The organism is Sandaracinaceae bacterium (genome assembly GCA_016706685.1).
Classification (GTDB): Bacteria; Myxococcota_A; Polyangia; order Polyangiales; family Houyiibacteriaceae; genus JADJJE01.
Genome location: JADJJE010000008.1, coordinates 26,041 through 42,276 on the forward strand (window position 1 = coordinate 26,041; position 16,236 = coordinate 42,276).

Sequence of the window (16,236 nt, forward strand, 5' to 3'; positions counted from 1 at the left end):
CTCGGGTGCCCATGAAACGAAACCGCGCGCTGACGAGCCTGGCGACCACGAGCCTCTGGCTGTTCGCCACGCTGGCCCTCGGGTGTGGCCGGCCTGCCTCGGTGCCTGGGCCGACTACCCCCGCGCCGTCGCAGGTGGCCTCCGATGCGCCCACCAACCTTCTGAGCCGCCCGCTGGCGGGGGACGTCTACTGGGTGAGCGGCGGGGATGACGACGTGCGCGCCGTCTTCCTGGAGATCGAGGCGATGCCGCAGCCGGAGGGCGACGTCATCGGGAGCATCGAGCTGCACCACGCCTTCCGCGTGCTGCGCCTGGTCGATGAGGTCCCCGCGCCGGCGACCGTGGTCATCGTGGATCAGACCAACCTCTGCGAGGCAGAGGTGACCCGCGCGCGCCGCGTTCACACCCTCTTCGTGGGCGAGGACGACCCGGAGACGCCCCCGAACGATCCGCGCACCTACCTGGTGCTGGACTTCGAGGGCTGCGACGACGGGACGGCGGGCATCAGCGGGGTGCCGCGCGCCGACATCCGCGTCCGCTCCCTGCGCCGTGACGCCCTCACGGAGCGCGCCACGCCAGCGCTCGTCGCCGCCGTGAGGCCCAGCGACGATGGTGTGTGGGGCGACGACCCCCTGCCCACCGACGCGTTCCGCATGATGGCGCTCCCGGCCCACGGCGTGACCATCGTGGTGGGCAGCAGCTCATGGGTGGTGCGCGACGGTGTCGTGCTGGCGGGCGCCGCGCCCGTCACGCTGATCGAGGCGGGGCCGCTGGTCCTGCTGGAGCTGGAGACGCCCAGCGAGGGCTGGCTCGGCACGCTGGCCGACTTCACGGACCCAACGCACCCCTGAGCATCCCGCGCAGAGGGGCTCACACGCGGCCAACTCAGTCGCGCACGTCCACGTCGTTCGAGCGCACCGACACCGTCCCATTCGCACCCACACACGCGAGCCGCACACGCGCCCCCACGGCCGGCGGGTTGGCCCCCGGCATGTCGATCTGGCAGCGCCCGGGCGAGTGGTAGAGCCTCTGCACGCGGTCCCCGGAGCTCACCGCATAGAGTCCATAAGCCGAGCCCTGCGCGGCAGGCGCCACCGCCACGCCCACCACGTCCGTCGGGAGCGCCGTGTGCAAGCGCGCCTCGAGACCCCAGGTGGGTGGCGAGTACGGCTCCGATGTCCCCTCGTGGCGAACCACGCGCACGGTCGCCACACGACACGGCGCGGGCGGCGTGGCGGCGGCGTCCACCAGCGTGACCGGCAGCTCACCCGCAGGCCCACGCACCACACCGGCCCCGACCACGAACTGGTTCGGCAGCAGCCGGATCATCCCTGGTGCGAGCGGCGCTGCGTGCAGCCGGATGGTCGCGCCACCCACCGTGAGCGTGTAGTGGCCGCCGAACGGGTCCTCCATGCCCCCGCCGAAGTGCAGGTCGGCGCTGAGCAAGATGGCCCCACCGCGCCCGAGAGTGGCGCCTGCCACGGTGCGGTACGCCGGCCCGAAGCCAGGCGGTGCACACGCCCCCGCACGCGCGGTGCTGGGCAGGAACGCGCTCAGCGCCGAGGTACCCAGGGTGGCCACCGACCAAGCAAGCATCTCTCGTCTGCGCATGTGATCCCTTGTGGTGTCGGGTGCTCGTCGATGCGACGCGGCACCCCCAGCATGGTCTCCGACCCAGGCGACCACGTCACGCTTGGATCGCGCGGCTGACCGATCCGTGCGCACACCCTTGTCGGGCCCCGGTCCGGCCCGCCATCATGTGGGCGATGGATCCCTTGCACACCCTGCCCCGCCTGCTGGACCGCGTCCCAGCAGAGGTCTTGGTGCACTCGGAACCCGAGCCCTGTCCGTACATCGAAGGGCAGGTGGCGCTGATGCCGCTGCGCCTGCCCATTCGGCGCCTGCAGCCCGGCGAGCTGGACCAGCGCCTCGAGCAGGGCGACCGGCGTCACGGCGCGCTGCTCTACCGGCCCACCTGCGCGGAGTGCCACGCTTGCGAGGCCATTCGCCTGGACGTGAGCGCGTTCAAGCTGCGGCCGCATCACAAGCGCGTGCTGCGCAACGGCGACAAGGTGCTGCGCGTGGAGCTGGGGCCGCCGCTGTCGGACCGCGAGCGCGTGCAGCTGTTCGAGCGCCACAAGCGCCTGCGCGGGCTCGAGAGCCCGAGCGCGCGGCCCATCACCATGCTGTCGTACCAGCGCTTCCTGGTGGACCGGCTCTGTGGCTCGTTCGAGATGCGCTACTACCACGAGGGCCGGCTGGTGGGCGTGGCCGTCACCGACAAGGGCGAGAAGGCGCTGTCGGCGGTGTATTGCTACTACGACCCGGAGCTGCCGAAGCTGAGCCTGGGCACCTATTCCATCCTCAAGCAGCTGGAGCTGGCCAAGCGCTGGGGCATGCGGCACCTCTACCTGGGGCTCTACATCGAGGCCAACGAGCACATGGCCTACAAGGCGCGCTTCCTGCCGCACGACCGGCTGGTGCGCGGCGAGTGGCGCAAGTTCGAGCGCGAGCCGGCGGATTGACCGGCCCCCGCGCGGTCGATAGGTTGCCGCGCCGTGAGCTCCATCTCCCTCATCCAGTCCGAGTGGCCCTTGGTCGTGGCGCGCTGGCCCTCCGACGGAGAGCTGTCCGACATCGACGCGTACTTCGACCTCTACCCGGCGCTCATCCGCCGCGCCCGGCTCGAGGGACCCATCGTGTTCATCACGGACCTGCGCAAGATGACGATGTCGGCCACCAACGCCACCAAGCGCAAGCGCGTGGCCGACCGCTCGGCCGAGACGCTGAGCGCACTGCGGCCCCTGATCCGCCGCGAGGCCGTGCTGGCGTCGTCGAGCTGGGCGAAGGCGAGCCTCACGGCGGTGTTCATGTTCTCGAAGCCGGAGTGGCCGCTGCGGGTGTTCACCGACGAGGGCGAAGCGCGCGCATGGCTGGCCGAGGCCGAGGCCGCGGTGCAGCTCACTCCGCCGGTGGGGACTGGGGTGTCGTTCTCCCGCTAGTCGGGCTCTCGAGCCCTTCGAGGTAGGGGTCGACGCCTGCCAGGAACGCGGCCTCGTCGTAGACCACCGCGAGATCGGGCGCGTGGCCCTGGCCGTCCACGCAGCCCGGGGTGGCAACGTGGCGGAGCTCCAGCAACGACATCAGCACGCTCACGCCGCGGTGCGGCGTGGTGTAGACCACCGGCACCTCGCCCACGTGGCGGCCGCACTCGCCGCCCGTGGGTTCGCCGTGCAGCTCCGCGTCGGGACGCCAGGCGCGCAGCGCGGTCACCAGCTCCACGGCGGCGGAGTTGGTGTGGCCGTCGATGAACGCCACCACGCGCCCGCGGTGACCCTCGCCATGCGGGACCATGAGCGAAGCGAGCGGGTCGCCGGTGCGCACCCACAGCTCGCCGTCGCGCTCGGCGCCGGCCAGCAGCGCGGCCAGGTGTTCCTCCGGCACGAAAGGAAACGTGGTGAGCGAGCGAAATGCGCTAGGCACGCGCAGCACGCGTGCGCTCAGGCTCGCCCACTGCGCATAGGGCGCACCCAACACGTGGTTCAGCACCGCCACGCCGTGCGTGCGCAGGCCGCCCTCGTTGCCCCGCAGATCGAGGATGAGGGTGTCGTCGGGGTCGATCTGCGCGAAGAGCGCGTCCACCCGCACGCGATAAGCCTCCTGGTCCGCGATGCCGAAGCTGGGCAGTCGCAGCAGCACGGTGCCGTCGGCGACATCCACCACGAAGGGCCAGGGCGGCTCTTCGGGCGACACGGGTCCCCATACGGGGGCCGAGTGCCGCGCGCGCGAGAGCGGACCGAGGGCGTCGCGCGGGACGCCCGCGAGTGTGAGCGTCTGCGCCTCCCCGTCGGGCAGCTCCACGTCCACGCGATAGCTGGCGCGCATCCCGCGCAGCAGGTGGTAGTGGCGCGCGAAGCCGCGCTCGAGCGCCGCCCGTCGCGCGCTCTCGTGCACCCCATCGGCCAGCACCAGCGCCTCGAGCTCGGCCCACAGCGCCTCGATGGGCTCCCCGTCGATGGCGATCAGCCGCGTCCCGCGCGGCAGCTCGGTGCTGCACGCGTCCACGAAGAACGTCTCCCCAGCAAGCTTGGGCAGCAGCGGCAGCAGCGTGAGCGCGCTGGCCACGTCGTCTTGGAACACGGGCAACGCCACGGCCACGTGCCCATCGCCGAGACGCGCGAGCACCCGGTGGAAAGCGAGCCCCACCGTGAAGTCGTCGGGCGCGTCGAGCGCGTCCAGCCGCTGCGCCTCCGCCTCGGCCAGCGCCTCGAGCTCCGCGCGCGAGACGTAGGCGTAGGGCCGTGGATGCGTGGCCTGCACGAAGCGCAGGAGCCCGCGCAGGTCTTCTCCGGGGCTGCTGGGCGCGCTGGCGCAGCCGCCTGCGAGCATCGCCGGAAGCACGGCCACGAGCAGGAGAGTGGTCCGGTCACGGAGCATCAAGGCCCACTCTAGCGTCGCTGCGCTAGGCGTGCCCCTGCGAGTCTAGGCGCTCGCGCTGAGCAGGCGTGTGGCAGCGATGCGAATGGCCGCGTCGTCCGCGCCAGAGGCCACAAGCTGCCTGAGCGATGCGGCGCTCTCGGGGCTGGCGCGCATCAGGTCGCGGAACGGAACTCCGGCTTCCACCACGCGCCGCGCCAGCTGCGCCTGCTCGGCCTCGCGCGCGTAGGCCCCGAAACCGGTGGCGGCGCTCCGGCCGAGCCAGCTCTTCGAGAGCCAGTCCGAGGTGTCCTCTTCGAAGGGGACGATACCCAGTTCGTCGCGCACCTCCGAAAGCGGGCGCGGCAGCAGCTCCTCCCAGTAGGCGTACATGGGCGGCAGCCGCTCGTGCGCCAGAACGCCGTTGGCATAGGCCTGCCGAAGGAGCGCGCGCCAGCGCGTCTGGCCCACGTGGGGGCGCAAGAAGAGCAGCGGGCCGAGCCCATGAGGCGAGAGCGCCATCCGGCCGAACGACTTCGGCTGGTGGTAGGCGAACTGGAAGTAGATGAGCAGCCCCTCGCCCGCCAGGTCCGTGCCGTACCCGGTGAGCACGTGGAACATGTCGTGGAGCCAGCGCGTGCGCTCGATGGCGTAGCGCACGTCCTCGGGCATCTCGTATCCGTCGAAGAAGCCATCACGGTAGATGAGCCCGGCCAAGAGGTAGCCGGGGATGCCGCCCGGCACGCTCATGGAGTCGAAGAACGCGCGCCCCAGGCTGCCCGGCGGCATGGTCGCGAGCCCGGATGGATTCGAGAGCGTGGCGGCCAGATCCGGCCGGTCTGCGAGCACACGCTTGCCGGTGGGGTGGGACCGCATGCGCTCCACCGCGGCCAGCATCTCGGGGCCGTTCGCGTAGAGCAGCATGCGGGGCACCTGCTTGGCGCCACCCTCGGACACGGGGTTCACGAGCCAACGCACGCCGGCCGCGAGAGCTCGCAGGGGATAGTGCTCGGTGATGGTCGGTGCAGTCATACGATAACCTATCGTAGATCCACTCAATGGCGGCGTCAACGCCTACTCATCGAGGTCACGTGTGGTGACGGCCAGCATCTCGCCACAAGTGCGGGCCCGGCAGAGACGCAGGCGCTGCGTGTCCACCACCGTGGCCCCCAGACGGACGGTGCTGCCCACCTCGAAGCGCGTGCCCAGCGCGTGCGCAAAGGGGATGTCGGTGTCCACCCAGCTGCGCCGGCAGCGGGTGAGCGACTTGGTGGTGATGGTCTCCACGTGCAGGGTGAGCAGGCTCACGGCGGCGTCGCGCCCACGGGCCGGCGCCACGTCATAGCGGCCGCGCACGAGCGCGGGGTTGCGCAGGCCCTCGGGCCAGACCGACAGCTGGAAGCGCTCGCCGCGCACCTCGAAGCACAGGTGCTGCCCATGGCGATGCGTGTCGCGCTCCCAGCGAGCCGAGGTGCCCCACGGTAACGCGAGGCTGGGAGGCTGCGCCGAGGCGGCCCGAGGCTGGGTGGGGGCCGTGTCCTGTGCGGCGCCAGCGACCACCAGAGCTACCGCGAGCGCCCGCAGGCCCACGAGGGAAACGCTCCGTGGCAGCCGGCCCATGCTCCGCACGGTACCAGAATGTAGGCCGCTCGGGGACGGTGACCCGGTGGCTAGCTCGAGCTCACGGAGCGGTATGGCCCGCCTTCACTGGCCTGGACCCCGCGCAGCGCGTCCAGCTGCTTCTGCCAGCGCTTGCGGATGTCCTTGCGCGCCGCGCTCACGTCCGCGCGCGGGTTCGCGTCCAGCAAGCGCAGCAGGCCTCGGTCGTCCGCGCTGGTGGCCTCGACCATGATGGCGAGGGCATACCCCAACTCGGCTTGCGACAAGGTGCCGGACCTCGAGGACTGCCAGCCCAGCATGGTGCCGGTGGTGAACTGTCGAAAGCGAAACGACGCGTTCGCCAGGAACAGACCAAAGCCCATGAGCACCGCGCCGAGGTCCACGTAACAAGGCCGCTGCTCCGCAGTGCCGGGCACGGGTTGGGCCGCCTCGTAGAGTAGGTAGTGGCTGAGCGAGCGGGCCATGTGCGCCACCAGCGTGACGGGGTCCTCGAGGTTCTCGGCGCGGTACGTCACCACCAGCGGCTCCCCCTCCGGGATGGGCACGCCCTCTTCGTCACTGGGTGGGATGTCGGCGGAGCTCACGTGATGAGGAAGAGGGCCGAGCGCGCGCTGGATGTCGAAGCTGTCCTCCGCCTCGAGCACGACGTGCCACTCCAGCATCTGCGCGTGCTCGAGCACCGAAGCGAAGATCAGCTCGGCGAGTTCTTCGCCCTCCAGCGTTCCGTCGAGCGTGAAGTAGTCATCGGTGGGCAGGACGATGGGAGTGCTCGCCAGCGCGGCGAAGCCGCCGAAGTTGGCGGTCCACCACGCCGTGGCATCGAACAACCAGCGGATGGCCTCGTCGGACAAGGACGTGGCGGGAGCACGAGAGAAGAACGAGAACAACGGCGGCGAGTCCTCAGCCGATCGGCGTGGTGGTGGTGTGGGGCAGCCCGCTGTAGACCAGCCACGCGGCGACGATGAGCACCCCCACGAACACGGCGGTGTACAGGCGCTTCCCCGAGGTGACCTCCTCGGGCACGGAGCCTGCCTCTTGGAGCATGGTGGTGAGCGTTCGCAGCTTCTGGAGCCCCACCAGGGACAGCAACGCCGCGATGGCGCCGAGCGCCAGGCGTCCGAAGTCCGGGCCGTAGACCGCCGTCGCAGAGCCCACCCCATTCACGACCTCGCTCGAGGTCACCACGCTCTGGAAGGAGACGACGCTCCCCGCCGCGGCACACGCCGCAGCCGTGATCGCGCTCTTCTTGGTCTGGGCGAGTGGGTTCTCCTCATCGGTCATGCTGCAGCCTCCAGGTAGGTGAGCAGCGTACGTGTTCTCGGTTGCCATGTCTTGCACGGCGCACACGCTTGACCGGCCGCCAGGGCGAGCACCAAGGTGCGGGCATGCGGAACCTCCACCGAGACGTGCTGCGCCGGAGCCTGGACGCTCCCGGTTGGGCGTACCTCGAGCTCGGACCCGGCACGGACCGCCGCCGCATGCGCGAGGCCATGCGGCGCCTGGGGCTCGAGCTCAGCAGCACGGAGCAGCGCCTGCACGGGCGTGGCCTCGTGCCCACGGCGCTGACTCAGTTCGACCAGGGGGAGACCACCCCGTTCCACGTGGACGGAGGCCCCGACGAGTCCGTGCTGATCCTGGGCTACGAGCCCACGCCTCGCTCGAGTGTGTTGCGCGTGGCCTGCCTCTCGACGTGCGCCGCCGCTCACGGGCAGACTCCACGGGCCTTCGTGGAGTCCCACCCACGGGGAATCCCGGCGGACGACTCCATCATGCAGACGCACGCCACCGAGATCCCCATCCTCTCGGAGCGCTGGCCCATCGTGCTGCTCTGCAACAGCGTGACCGACCTCGGCGCGGGATGGCTCGGTGTCCTGCATCAAGCCGAGCTGGCCCTCGAGCCGCGCGGCGAGCGCATAGTGAACACCGTCCACCTGGGCGTGAGCTCGGTGGCAGACGCCAACGCGTCGGAAGCCAGCGCCGCTTGGGACGACTGGGTCGCGGTGGGAACGCGCTGAGCGCTCCCCGCACTCTCTCGCGATCGACTTCCCGGCTCGTCGGCCATACGCTGTCGGCATGCTGCGCGCGCCAACGCCCCCTGATCAGCTCGTGGATCGGCGCGGTCGTCCCTACTTTCTGTGGGATGTCGAGATGACGCTCACCGACTGGCTCGCGAAGGTGAACGGGCCCGACGCCGACGACGCCGCCTACTGGTTGGCGCGTGCGCTTCGGGACGCGAAGCCAGACGACGTCCTCGAGTTCGTCGATTGGGAGCGTATCGAGCGCGACTGGCAGCGCATGGCGCCGCACCTGGGACGGCAGCGAGAATTCTGGGCCTGGTGGCTCGCAAAGGTCGGTCGTGCAGTCGACGCTCAGTAGCTTGCAGGACCGCGTGCTGGGCGTGGTCGCCACCGTCGGCGGCTGGACGCTCACGGGTGGTGGCGCGCTCGCGGGGGTGTATCTGGGCCACCGCGTCACGGACGATCTCGACCTCTTCCTCTATGGCCCCCGCAGCTTCGACCAACAGCCAAGGGTGTTCGAAGATGCGCTGGTCGCAGATGGACTCACCGTGACGGCACTCCAGCGCACGCCCGGATTCGTGCGGCTCGCTGTCGACGACGAGCAGGAGCGCCTGATCGTGGATCTCGTCGCCGAGCCCGTCCCGAGGGTGGATCAACCCGTCGAAGTGCGGCCCGGTCTCTGGGTCGACTCGGCGTACGAGATCTTGGTGAACAAGCTCGGCACCCTGTTGTCGCGGTCAGAGCTGCGTGATCTCGAAGACGCCCGCGTGCTGGTCGCCAGCGGGCTCGACCTAGGACGGGCTCTCGAAGATGTGCCGCGGAAGGACGGTGGCTTCTCTCCGATGACCCTCGCATGGGTACTTCAGCGGTTGGACCTATCCCGCGCCACGGTGCTGGGGTTCGATCCCGCCGAGCTACAGCGGTTCCGCCAGCAGCTCGTCGCGCGGCTGACGAGCAAGTAGCGGCGCGGGAATGCCCGGGCGCGTGCCACGGTTGCCTCACGTGACGCGCACCTGGCCACGCTGGACTCTCGCGCTGAGCCTGCTGCTGGGCGCGTGCGGTCTGCTCTGGGCTGGCGAGAGCGCGCGGCTGGGAGGCTGCACCCCACGCGCGCCCCGCACGGACGAGGGCCCCATGGACGTTCCGCTCGTGCACGCGCCGAGCGACCCCAACGCCGAGCGCGAGGTCACGGGCGCCGTGGCGCTCGAGCCCACCGGCGCCGCCCGCAGCGCGTGCGAGGCCGCGTGCGAAGACGTGTTCTGGCCAGAGGCCACGGGCTTCGCGCCAGCGCCACGACGTGCCGGTGCCTCGCTTCGTGCGCTTCCAGGGGCCCGTGGATGGTGGGTGGACGCGGCACCCGACCACGAGCACAGCGCCCTGCTCTGTGTGGAGAACGAGCCGCCGGAGCTCGAGTGCCCGTGGGTGATGCCGCTCGCCGCGATGGTGCCGTGGGGCGGCGGTGAGGTGTACGTGCAGGCCACGCTGGGCGCCGCCGAAGCGCTGCTGGAGATCACGCTGCACCCCGCCGCCAACCGCCAGTCCTGCGTTTGCCCGCTCTTCGACCTGCGCGCGCGCGCCCACTGAGCGGCTTCACAGAGCGCCTAAGCGCCGGTCTGCTGCAGGCCCAGGGCGAGCTCGGCGGCCGCGTCGCGCAGCGCCGTGAAGATGGCCTCGCGCTCGGCAGGCGCGGGGTGCGGCTCGAACGACGCGAACACCAGCTCCCAGCGCGTCTTCTTGCGGTAGAAGTTGATCTGCACGTGGCGCAGCGGCGCGTAGATCGTGAGCTCGAGGTCGTCGCCGTCGAGCGCCTCGTGGGGCGTGGGGCCGGGGACGTCCACGGGGTCGCCGTCCACCTCGGCCGAGACCGTCAGGTCGGGCCAGGTGGCCTCGAGCCGCGCCAGCGTCTCGCCCAAGAGCGTGTTCAGCTGTGCCGCATCGGCCTCCACCTCGAAGGTGCCGGTCAGCTCGTCGGGCTGCTCGGCCGCCTGCTGGGCGATCTGCTCGAGCGACTGCGCCGCGAACTCGCGCAGCGAGCCGGCAAGCCCACCCGTGGCCAAGTGCACCGCATGCGGCTGCCCCAGGAGCGCCGCCTTCACCAGCCAACCCTGCGACTCGGCGCGCGCCGCCGGGTCGTCGCCCTTCAGCCCGTCCAGCAGGTTGGCCATGGCGTCCACGTTGCCCAGCTCGGCCGCGCGCGTGTACCAGCGCCGCGCCTCCGCGCGGTCTTGCGGCACCCCACGGCCGCGAAAGTAGTAGTCCCCCACGCTACACGCCGCGCCTGCGTGGCCCAGCTCCGCGGCCTGCAGTTCGAGCTGCAGCGCTCGCGCCGGGTCCACCGTGGCGCCGCGGAGGCCCGAACGCAGCGCGTCGGCCAGGCGCACCAGCGCCCGCGCTTCACCCCCCGCGGCGTCAGCCTCCAAGTCCTCGATGGTCTTCTGGTAGAACGCCTTCACGGTACCCCCTGGTTCGACAGTCCGAGAGCAGTACCACATCACCCCGGACGAGTGCGCCCCTGCCGTCCCGCTTCCGACTTTCGCGCGGCGGTGGTATCGAGCGCACTGTGACGTTCGTGAATCATCTCTGGAACCTTTCGGTGTCGCTCGGCGTGGTCTGGATGGTGGTCGCCGCCCTGCTCGCGCGTGGTGCCGTGCTCGACTCCCCGAAGGGCTCCGAGCCGCGCGCGCGCTTCCGCTTCGCCTTCTCCGTCTTCGTGCTGTTCGTTGTCATGCTCGGCGTGACCGCGCTGATGGCCACGCTCGATCACAGCAGCGCCGAGGAGCTGCGCGTGGGCACGGGTTTGCTCGGCACGCTGGCGGGCGTGGGGCTGGTCAGCGTGGTCATCTTCGAGGGGCTGGTGCGGCGCGTTCGCCCCGGCGTCCCGCGCATCGTGCCGGACGTGCTCACCACCATCGCGGGCCTGGTCGCGCTGATGCGTGCCTCGTCCCACTTGGGCCTCGACCTGAGCGGCGTCATCGCCACGAGCGCGGTGCTGACGGCCGTCATCGGCCTCTCGCTGCAAGACACGCTGGGCAACATCCTGAGCGGCCTCGCGCTGCAGATGGACGGGTCCATCCAGGTGGGCGACTGGGTCAAGATCGGCGACGTGTCGGGGCGCGTGTCCGAGATCCGCTGGCGCTTCACCGCCATCGAGACGCGCAACTGGGAGACCGTGATCTTTCCCAACAGCGTGCTCACCCGCGGCCAGGTCATGGTGCTGGGGCAGCGCGAGAACCAGCCGTTGCAGTGGCGCCGCTGGGTGTACTTCCATGTGGACTTCCGCCACACGCCCACGGACGTCATCGCCACCGTGGAGCAGGCGCTGTGCGCGCAGCCCATCACCAACGTGGCCGCCACGCCGCTGCCAAACTGCATCACCATGGACTTCGACACCAGCTCCACCAAGTACGCGGTGCGCTACTGGCTGACGGACCTCGCGGCCGACGATCCCACCGACAGCCTTGTGCGCACGCGCATCTTCTTCGCGCTGGCGCGGGCCCGCATGGCCCCGGCCATCCCAGCGCAGACCGTGTTCCTCACCGAGCACGACGAGGAGCGCGCGCAGGCCAAGCGCGAGGAGGACTTCGCGCGGCGCATGAAGGCCCTCGGCGACGTGGACCTGTTCCGCGGCATCTCCGACGAAGACCGCTTGGCGCTGGCCGAGAGCCTGCACCGCGCACCCTTCGCGCAAGGCGAGACCATGACGCGCGAGGGCGCCAAGGCGCACCACCTCTACATCATCGTGCGCGGCGAGGTCTCCGTGCGCGTGGGTGGTATCGGGGAGGACAACCAGGTGGCGCGTCTCTCCGCCGGCAACTTCTTCGGCGAGATGGCGCTGCTCACGGGCGAGAAGCGCCGCGCCACGTGCATCGCCATGACCGACGTGGAGTGCTACCGCCTGGACGCGAGCGCGTTCCGCACGCTGCTGGCCAAGAACCCGGAGCTCGCCGAGCAGGTGGCGGCGAGCCTGGTGGAGCGCCAGACGGGCCTCGAGGCCGTCCGTGGACGCGTGGACGAAGCCGCCGACGCCAAGCGCCGCGCGGAGAACCAGCGCGACCTGACGTCGAAGATCCGCGCCTTCTTCCAGCTGGATTGATGGCTCGCGCGGCGCCTCGCGTAGAACGCCGATTATGGTATACGGCGCCAAATGCAGGCTCAGTACAGCAGCAAGTTCACCATCCTCATGTCGCTGGGGATCGGGTGGTCCGTCTATCGCATCGTGACCGAGCCCCCCAGCTGGCAGGCCATCCTCATCATGGTGGTGCTCTGCTACTTCGTCACCGACATGGTCAGCGGGCTGCTGCACATCATCCTCGACAACCCGCGCTCGCTGGACATCAAGTTCATCGCGCCGCTGGCCCAGGGCTTCCAGAACCACCACAACGACCCCGAGAAGATCTTCCGAGAGCTGACCCTGTATCAGCACCTCTACGTCATGCACCTCCCGCTGACGCTGTTCTTCCTGGCGGTCGCGCCGTTCAACAACCCGCTGGTGTTCGTGGCCTTCCTCAGCATGGTGGCCATGCTGCACCTCATGCAGATGAGCCACCGCTGGGCACACATCCCGGACGCGCAGCGCGGCGCGCTGGTCACCAAGCTGCAGAAGGTGCGCTTCATCATCCCGTACAGCGCACACGCGAAGCACCACGTGGACCCGTACGACCACGACTTCTGCATCATGAGCGGCCTCTGCAACAAGCCCCTCAACGTGGCCGCGCGGATGCTGGGTGTCCGCACGCACGGCTGGATCCTGGTGTTCCTGCTGATGTGCTTCGTGCCTATCGGCGCGGGCCTGGCCATGCACTACGCGGGCGTCTGAGCGCCGTGACGCTCGCGGGCCCCTAGAGCCCGCCCACGGTGGTGACCCCGGCCGGGCACCCCCCCGAGCAGCCGCCCGGGTCACAGACGAAGAAGCAGTCGGTCGACAGCACGCCGGCCTCGCCGACCGTGCTCTCGCCCCAGCAGCGGACGGCGTCGTCGAGCCCCACCGCGCAGGTGGTGTGTCGGCTGCCGGCGATCTGCGTGGCGAGCACGCCCGGCACGCGCTGGGCCACGAACAGCTGGGATGAGATCGACGGGTGCGGACCGGCTTGGCCCGACCCGTTGAAGCCCCAGCAGTAGACCTCGGCGAGGTCATCGATGATGCAGGCCGTCTCCCCGGTGAGGTGCAGCGCCGTCGCGTTTCGGACGTCACGCACCGGGATGGGGGTGGGCGAGAAGGGGCGGTTGGCGCCGGCGCCCAGCTGGCCGGATGTGCCCGTGCCCCAACAGTAGACGCTGCCGGCCACGCGGCGCGCGCACGTGACACGGTTCCCGGCCTCCACCTGCACGACGTCGTCGAGCGACACCACGGCGACGGGCGTCACGCTGTCGATGCCGAGCCCGTCCCCCAGCTGCCCCTCGCCACCGCTCCCCCAGCAGGCCACGGCCCCGCTGCGGCGCACAGCGCACACGTGCGACTGGCCCACGGACACGCTGAGCGCGTCGTCGACGCCCGGAATGGCGACCGGAACGCCAGCCGCGGTGATGCTCGTGTCGAGGCCCAGCTGACCCGTGAGGTTCTGGCCCCAGCAGCGGACGCCGCCGGTCGCGAGCACGGCGCAGGTGGTGTAGCTGTTGGCGCTCAGCGAGACCGCTTCCTCGAGGTCCACCTGGGCGGCCGCGAAGAGGCCGTTCTCGATGGTGCCGTTGCCGAGCTGACCGAAGTCGTTGAGGCCCCAGCACCAGACCTCCCCGCCCGCGCGCAGCACACAGGTGTGGGAGACCGCGACCACGGCGGTGTGGATCTCATCGGTCTCCGCGACCACCGAAGCCATGGGATCGCCGCCGCCCCAGCAGCGCTGCTCACCGCTGCGCATGACGGCACACGTTCCCCCGCGCGCGATGCCGCGGGCGGTGTCGAAGCCCGTGACGCGCGTGGGCGCGCTGCGGCTCTCCGCGCTGCGGTCGCCGACCTGTCCCACGTCGTTGAGGCCCCAGCACCAGGCCTGCCCGGCGGTGTCGATGGCGCAGGTGGTGTCGCCCCCGGCCTCCACGGTCACGAACGACGGGGCCGCCGGCACGTCTTCGATCTCGCTCGCGCTGTCGGTGGTGCCGCGGCCCAGCTGGCCGAAGTCGTTGCCGCCCCAGCAGGCCACCGTGCCATCCGCGCGGCGCACACAGGCGTGGTCGCGACCAGCGCGGAGGGCCGTGAGCGCCGCGCTGTCGGGCGACTGCGCCGCGACGACGAGTGGCCGATCCACGCTGGTGGGGGGAGGCACGAGCCCCTGCCCGTGGCTGTTGTCACCCCAGCAGGCCACCGAGCCGCCGTCCGCCGAGCAGGTGAAGCCGTCTCCGACAGCCACCAGGTCGTGCGCGAGGTCGGTGTCCACCGCGAGCGGGCTCGAGGAGCAGAACACCTCGCTCGCCACTGGGAACGTGGGCTCCACCCAGGGGCACAAGGGCAGCACCGTGTCGTCGCCGAGCTGCCCGAACTCGTCCGACCCGAGGCACCAGAGCCCATCCACCGGGCCGCCGAAGCCGCACAGCGTGCTGCCTCCGAGCCCGATCTCGCCGCCCCCCGAGGCGAGCAGGGCGGGCGTCGTCTCCTGCAGGAGGCCCGGACCCCAGCCCCAGCACCACACGCCGTCGTCGCGCTCTGCACAGAAGTGGCGGCCGGTACCCGTGATGGCGCGCACGTCCGTCAGGTCGCTCACCACCGTGGGCAGCGCGAAGCTGGCGGCGTTCCCCACGCCGCGCTCGCTGTAGCGGTTGTGCCCGTCGCAGAACACCCGCCCGTCCACCGCGATGGCGCAGGTGGTGCCCGTGCTGGTGGCGACCGCCGTGGACGCGCCGAAGCGGCTCGAGTGCGAGGCGTAGCGGCGCAGCTCACTGGTTCCCGCGCCGAGCTGACCGTCCGAATTCTCACCCCAGCAGCCCACGGCACCTCGGCTGGTGACCACGCAGGCATGACGCTCTCCCACGGCGAGGTCCACGGCGTTGGGCAGCGCGCAGAGCCCCGCGGTGCACGTCTCCGCCAGCGGGCAGGTTCGTTGGCACGTTCCACAGTGCGTGGCGCTGGTGGCCAGGTCGGTCTCGCAGCCATCGCGGGCATCGGCGTTGCAGTCGCCGAAGCCGGGCTCACACGCGGCCACGTGGCAAGCTCCGTCGATGCAGAAGCCCGCCGCGACGCCGCTCACGGCGCAGCTCGCGTCCGCGTCCACGCGCTCGTCCGAGCTTCCGTCGCAGTCGTTGTCCACGCGGTCGCACAGCTCCGTGGCGTCTGCGTAGGTGGTCGCGCTGAAGTCGTTGCAGTCGTCCACGGGCGCGTTGCCCCCGCTGCACACCGAGCCCGGGTCGAGGTGGCCGTCCCGGTCGAGGTCGCGCTCGAAGAGCCCATCACAGTTGTTGTCCGCGCCGTCACAGAGCTCCGAGGCGCCCGGCCGCACCGTGTCGTCCGCGTCGTCGCAGTCGAAGCCGTTGAGCGAGTCGCCGTGCTCTTCCGTGCACGCGTGCTCCACCGGGAGTGTGGGGTCGCCGAACCCGTCGCCGTCCGCGTCCCGGTAGAAGGTGGCCTGCACGCCCTCGTCCAGCATGCCGTCGCAGTCGTTGTCGAGGCCGTCGCAGGCCTCGGTGCCGGTGGGGCTGATGCCCGGCGCCGCGTCGTCGCAGTCGCGCCCGCACGTCTGCGCGCCGCCCGGTCCGTCGTTGCAGCAGGTCGCGTCGGCCACGCCATCGCCATCCTGGTCGCGAAAGCCGAAGGTCGTCGGGTCGCAGTCCTCGTCGCGATCCTCCACGTCGCAGACCTCGGTGTTGCCCGGGAAGCGGACGCGGTCGCTGTCGTCGCAGTCGTCGCCCCCGCAGACCATGGCGCGGTGCCCGTCGTCGTCGGCGTCCTCGGTCTCGGAGCAGACCGTCTCGCAGGCCAGCTGTGCCTCGAGGCAGGCCTGGCCCGTGAGGCACGGCGCAGCGGCGCTCACACAGCCGCGCTCGTCGGCGTCGGGGCTCGTGGGGGTGCAGCGCTCCGCGCCGTTGCAGAACAGGCCGTCATCGCAGTCGAGTGGCGTCTCGCAGCGCTCGTCGGGCGGCAGGCCCGCGTCTTCGCCGGGCGGGGTGTTCGCGTCGCCGCACCCGATCACAGCGGGCAACAGACAGCACAGCGCGAGCACTCGGAGCGCGCGAAGAGGACAGCGAGTCATGGGGGGAC

The 16,236-nt window shown here is 70.9% G+C and carries 17 protein-coding genes; 9 read left to right on the top strand and 8 right to left on the bottom strand.

Annotated features, from left to right (window positions below; translation table 11 throughout):
- The first annotated feature begins 11 nt into the window (after nucleotides 1-11).
- Nucleotides 12-851 (top strand): hypothetical protein, encoded by an 840-nt coding sequence (locus IPI43_11475; protein ID MBK7774739.1) that lies wholly within the window; start codon nucleotides 12-14, stop codon nucleotides 849-851.
- A 34-nt stretch (nucleotides 852-885) separates the two neighbouring features.
- Here the strand turns inward: IPI43_11475 and IPI43_11480 are convergent, their stop codons facing one another.
- Complete coding sequence (locus tag IPI43_11480; protein ID MBK7774740.1) at nucleotides 886-1,611, bottom strand: hypothetical protein; 726 nt, start codon at nucleotides 1,609-1,611, stop codon at nucleotides 886-888.
- Between the two features lie 146 nt (nucleotides 1,612-1,757).
- Between IPI43_11480 and IPI43_11485 the strand changes: the two genes are divergently transcribed.
- A complete protein-coding gene (locus IPI43_11485) occupies nucleotides 1,758-2,525 on the top strand; it encodes an arginyltransferase (protein ID MBK7774741.1) in 768 nt (255 codons plus the stop codon).
- A 33-nt stretch (nucleotides 2,526-2,558) separates the two neighbouring features.
- The gene (locus tag IPI43_11490; protein ID MBK7774742.1) at nucleotides 2,559-3,002 is read left to right on the top strand and encodes an STAS/SEC14 domain-containing protein; all 444 of its coding nucleotides are present in this window, start codon (nucleotides 2,559-2,561) and stop codon (nucleotides 3,000-3,002) included.
- Here the strand turns inward: IPI43_11490 and IPI43_11495 are convergent.
- Genes IPI43_11495 through IPI43_11515 form a run of 5 tightly spaced genes read right to left on the bottom strand, consistent with a single transcriptional unit; the run spans nucleotide 2,962 to nucleotide 7,317 of the window.
- Nucleotides 2,962-4,437, bottom strand: a complete 1,476-nt coding sequence (locus tag IPI43_11495) for a hypothetical protein (protein ID MBK7774743.1) — start codon at nucleotides 4,435-4,437, stop codon at nucleotides 2,962-2,964. The genes IPI43_11490 and IPI43_11495 overlap by 41 nt on opposite strands.
- 45 nt (nucleotides 4,438-4,482) lie before the next feature.
- Nucleotides 4,483-5,448: a hypothetical protein gene (locus IPI43_11500; GenBank protein ID MBK7774744.1), complete on the bottom strand. Its 966-nt coding sequence runs from the start codon at nucleotides 5,446-5,448 to the stop codon at nucleotides 4,483-4,485.
- A 42-nt stretch (nucleotides 5,449-5,490) separates the two neighbouring features.
- A complete protein-coding gene (locus tag IPI43_11505) occupies nucleotides 5,491-6,036 on the bottom strand; it encodes a hypothetical protein (protein MBK7774745.1) in 546 nt (181 codons plus the stop codon).
- A 50-nt stretch (nucleotides 6,037-6,086) separates the two neighbouring features.
- Nucleotides 6,087-6,923 carry a hypothetical protein gene (locus IPI43_11510; GenBank protein MBK7774746.1) on the bottom strand — a complete coding sequence of 279 codons (837 nt, stop codon included), beginning with the start codon at nucleotides 6,921-6,923 and terminating at the stop codon, nucleotides 6,087-6,089.
- A 13-nt stretch (nucleotides 6,924-6,936) separates the two neighbouring features.
- Nucleotides 6,937-7,317, bottom strand: a complete 381-nt coding sequence (locus tag IPI43_11515) for a hypothetical protein (GenBank protein ID MBK7774747.1) — start codon at nucleotides 7,315-7,317, stop codon at nucleotides 6,937-6,939.
- 104 nt (nucleotides 7,318-7,421) lie between these two features.
- Here IPI43_11515 and IPI43_11520 point away from each other — a divergent pair, with 104 nt between their 5' ends.
- From IPI43_11520 to IPI43_11535, 4 genes are read left to right on the top strand one after another with little or no spacing between them, the layout of a single operon-like run.
- Nucleotides 7,422-8,051: a hypothetical protein gene (locus IPI43_11520; GenBank protein ID MBK7774748.1), complete on the top strand. Its 630-nt coding sequence runs from the start codon at nucleotides 7,422-7,424 to the stop codon at nucleotides 8,049-8,051.
- Between the two features lie 58 nt (nucleotides 8,052-8,109).
- Nucleotides 8,110-8,412 carry a hypothetical protein gene (locus IPI43_11525; protein MBK7774749.1) on the top strand — a complete coding sequence of 101 codons (303 nt, stop codon included), beginning with the start codon at nucleotides 8,110-8,112 and terminating at the stop codon, nucleotides 8,410-8,412.
- 13 nt (nucleotides 8,413-8,425) lie between these two features.
- Complete coding sequence (locus IPI43_11530; protein MBK7774750.1) at nucleotides 8,426-9,016, top strand: nucleotidyl transferase AbiEii/AbiGii toxin family protein; 591 nt, start codon at nucleotides 8,426-8,428, stop codon at nucleotides 9,014-9,016.
- Nucleotides 9,017-9,056: 40 nt separating this feature from the next.
- Nucleotides 9,057-9,638 carry a hypothetical protein gene (locus tag IPI43_11535; protein ID MBK7774751.1) on the top strand — a complete coding sequence of 194 codons (582 nt, stop codon included), beginning with the start codon at nucleotides 9,057-9,059 and terminating at the stop codon, nucleotides 9,636-9,638.
- A 17-nt stretch (nucleotides 9,639-9,655) separates the two neighbouring features.
- On the opposite strand, the gene IPI43_11540 is transcribed toward IPI43_11535, so the two are convergent.
- On the bottom strand, nucleotides 9,656-10,507 hold the full coding sequence (locus tag IPI43_11540; protein MBK7774752.1) for a sel1 repeat family protein: 852 nt from the start codon (nucleotides 10,505-10,507) through the stop codon (nucleotides 9,656-9,658).
- A gap of 107 nt (nucleotides 10,508-10,614) precedes the next feature.
- Between IPI43_11540 and IPI43_11545 the strand changes: the two genes are divergently transcribed.
- The gene (locus IPI43_11545; protein MBK7774753.1) at nucleotides 10,615-12,147 is read left to right on the top strand and encodes a mechanosensitive ion channel; all 1,533 of its coding nucleotides are present in this window, start codon (nucleotides 10,615-10,617) and stop codon (nucleotides 12,145-12,147) included.
- 51 nt (nucleotides 12,148-12,198) lie between these two features.
- Complete coding sequence (locus IPI43_11550; GenBank protein MBK7774754.1) at nucleotides 12,199-12,870, top strand: hypothetical protein; 672 nt, start codon at nucleotides 12,199-12,201, stop codon at nucleotides 12,868-12,870.
- A 22-nt stretch (nucleotides 12,871-12,892) separates the two neighbouring features.
- Here the strand turns inward: IPI43_11550 and IPI43_11555 are convergent, their stop codons facing one another.
- Nucleotides 12,893-16,228, bottom strand: coding sequence for a hypothetical protein (locus tag IPI43_11555; protein MBK7774755.1), 3,336 nt, complete (start codon nucleotides 16,226-16,228; stop codon nucleotides 12,893-12,895).
- Nucleotides 16,229-16,236: the final 8 nt, after the last annotated feature.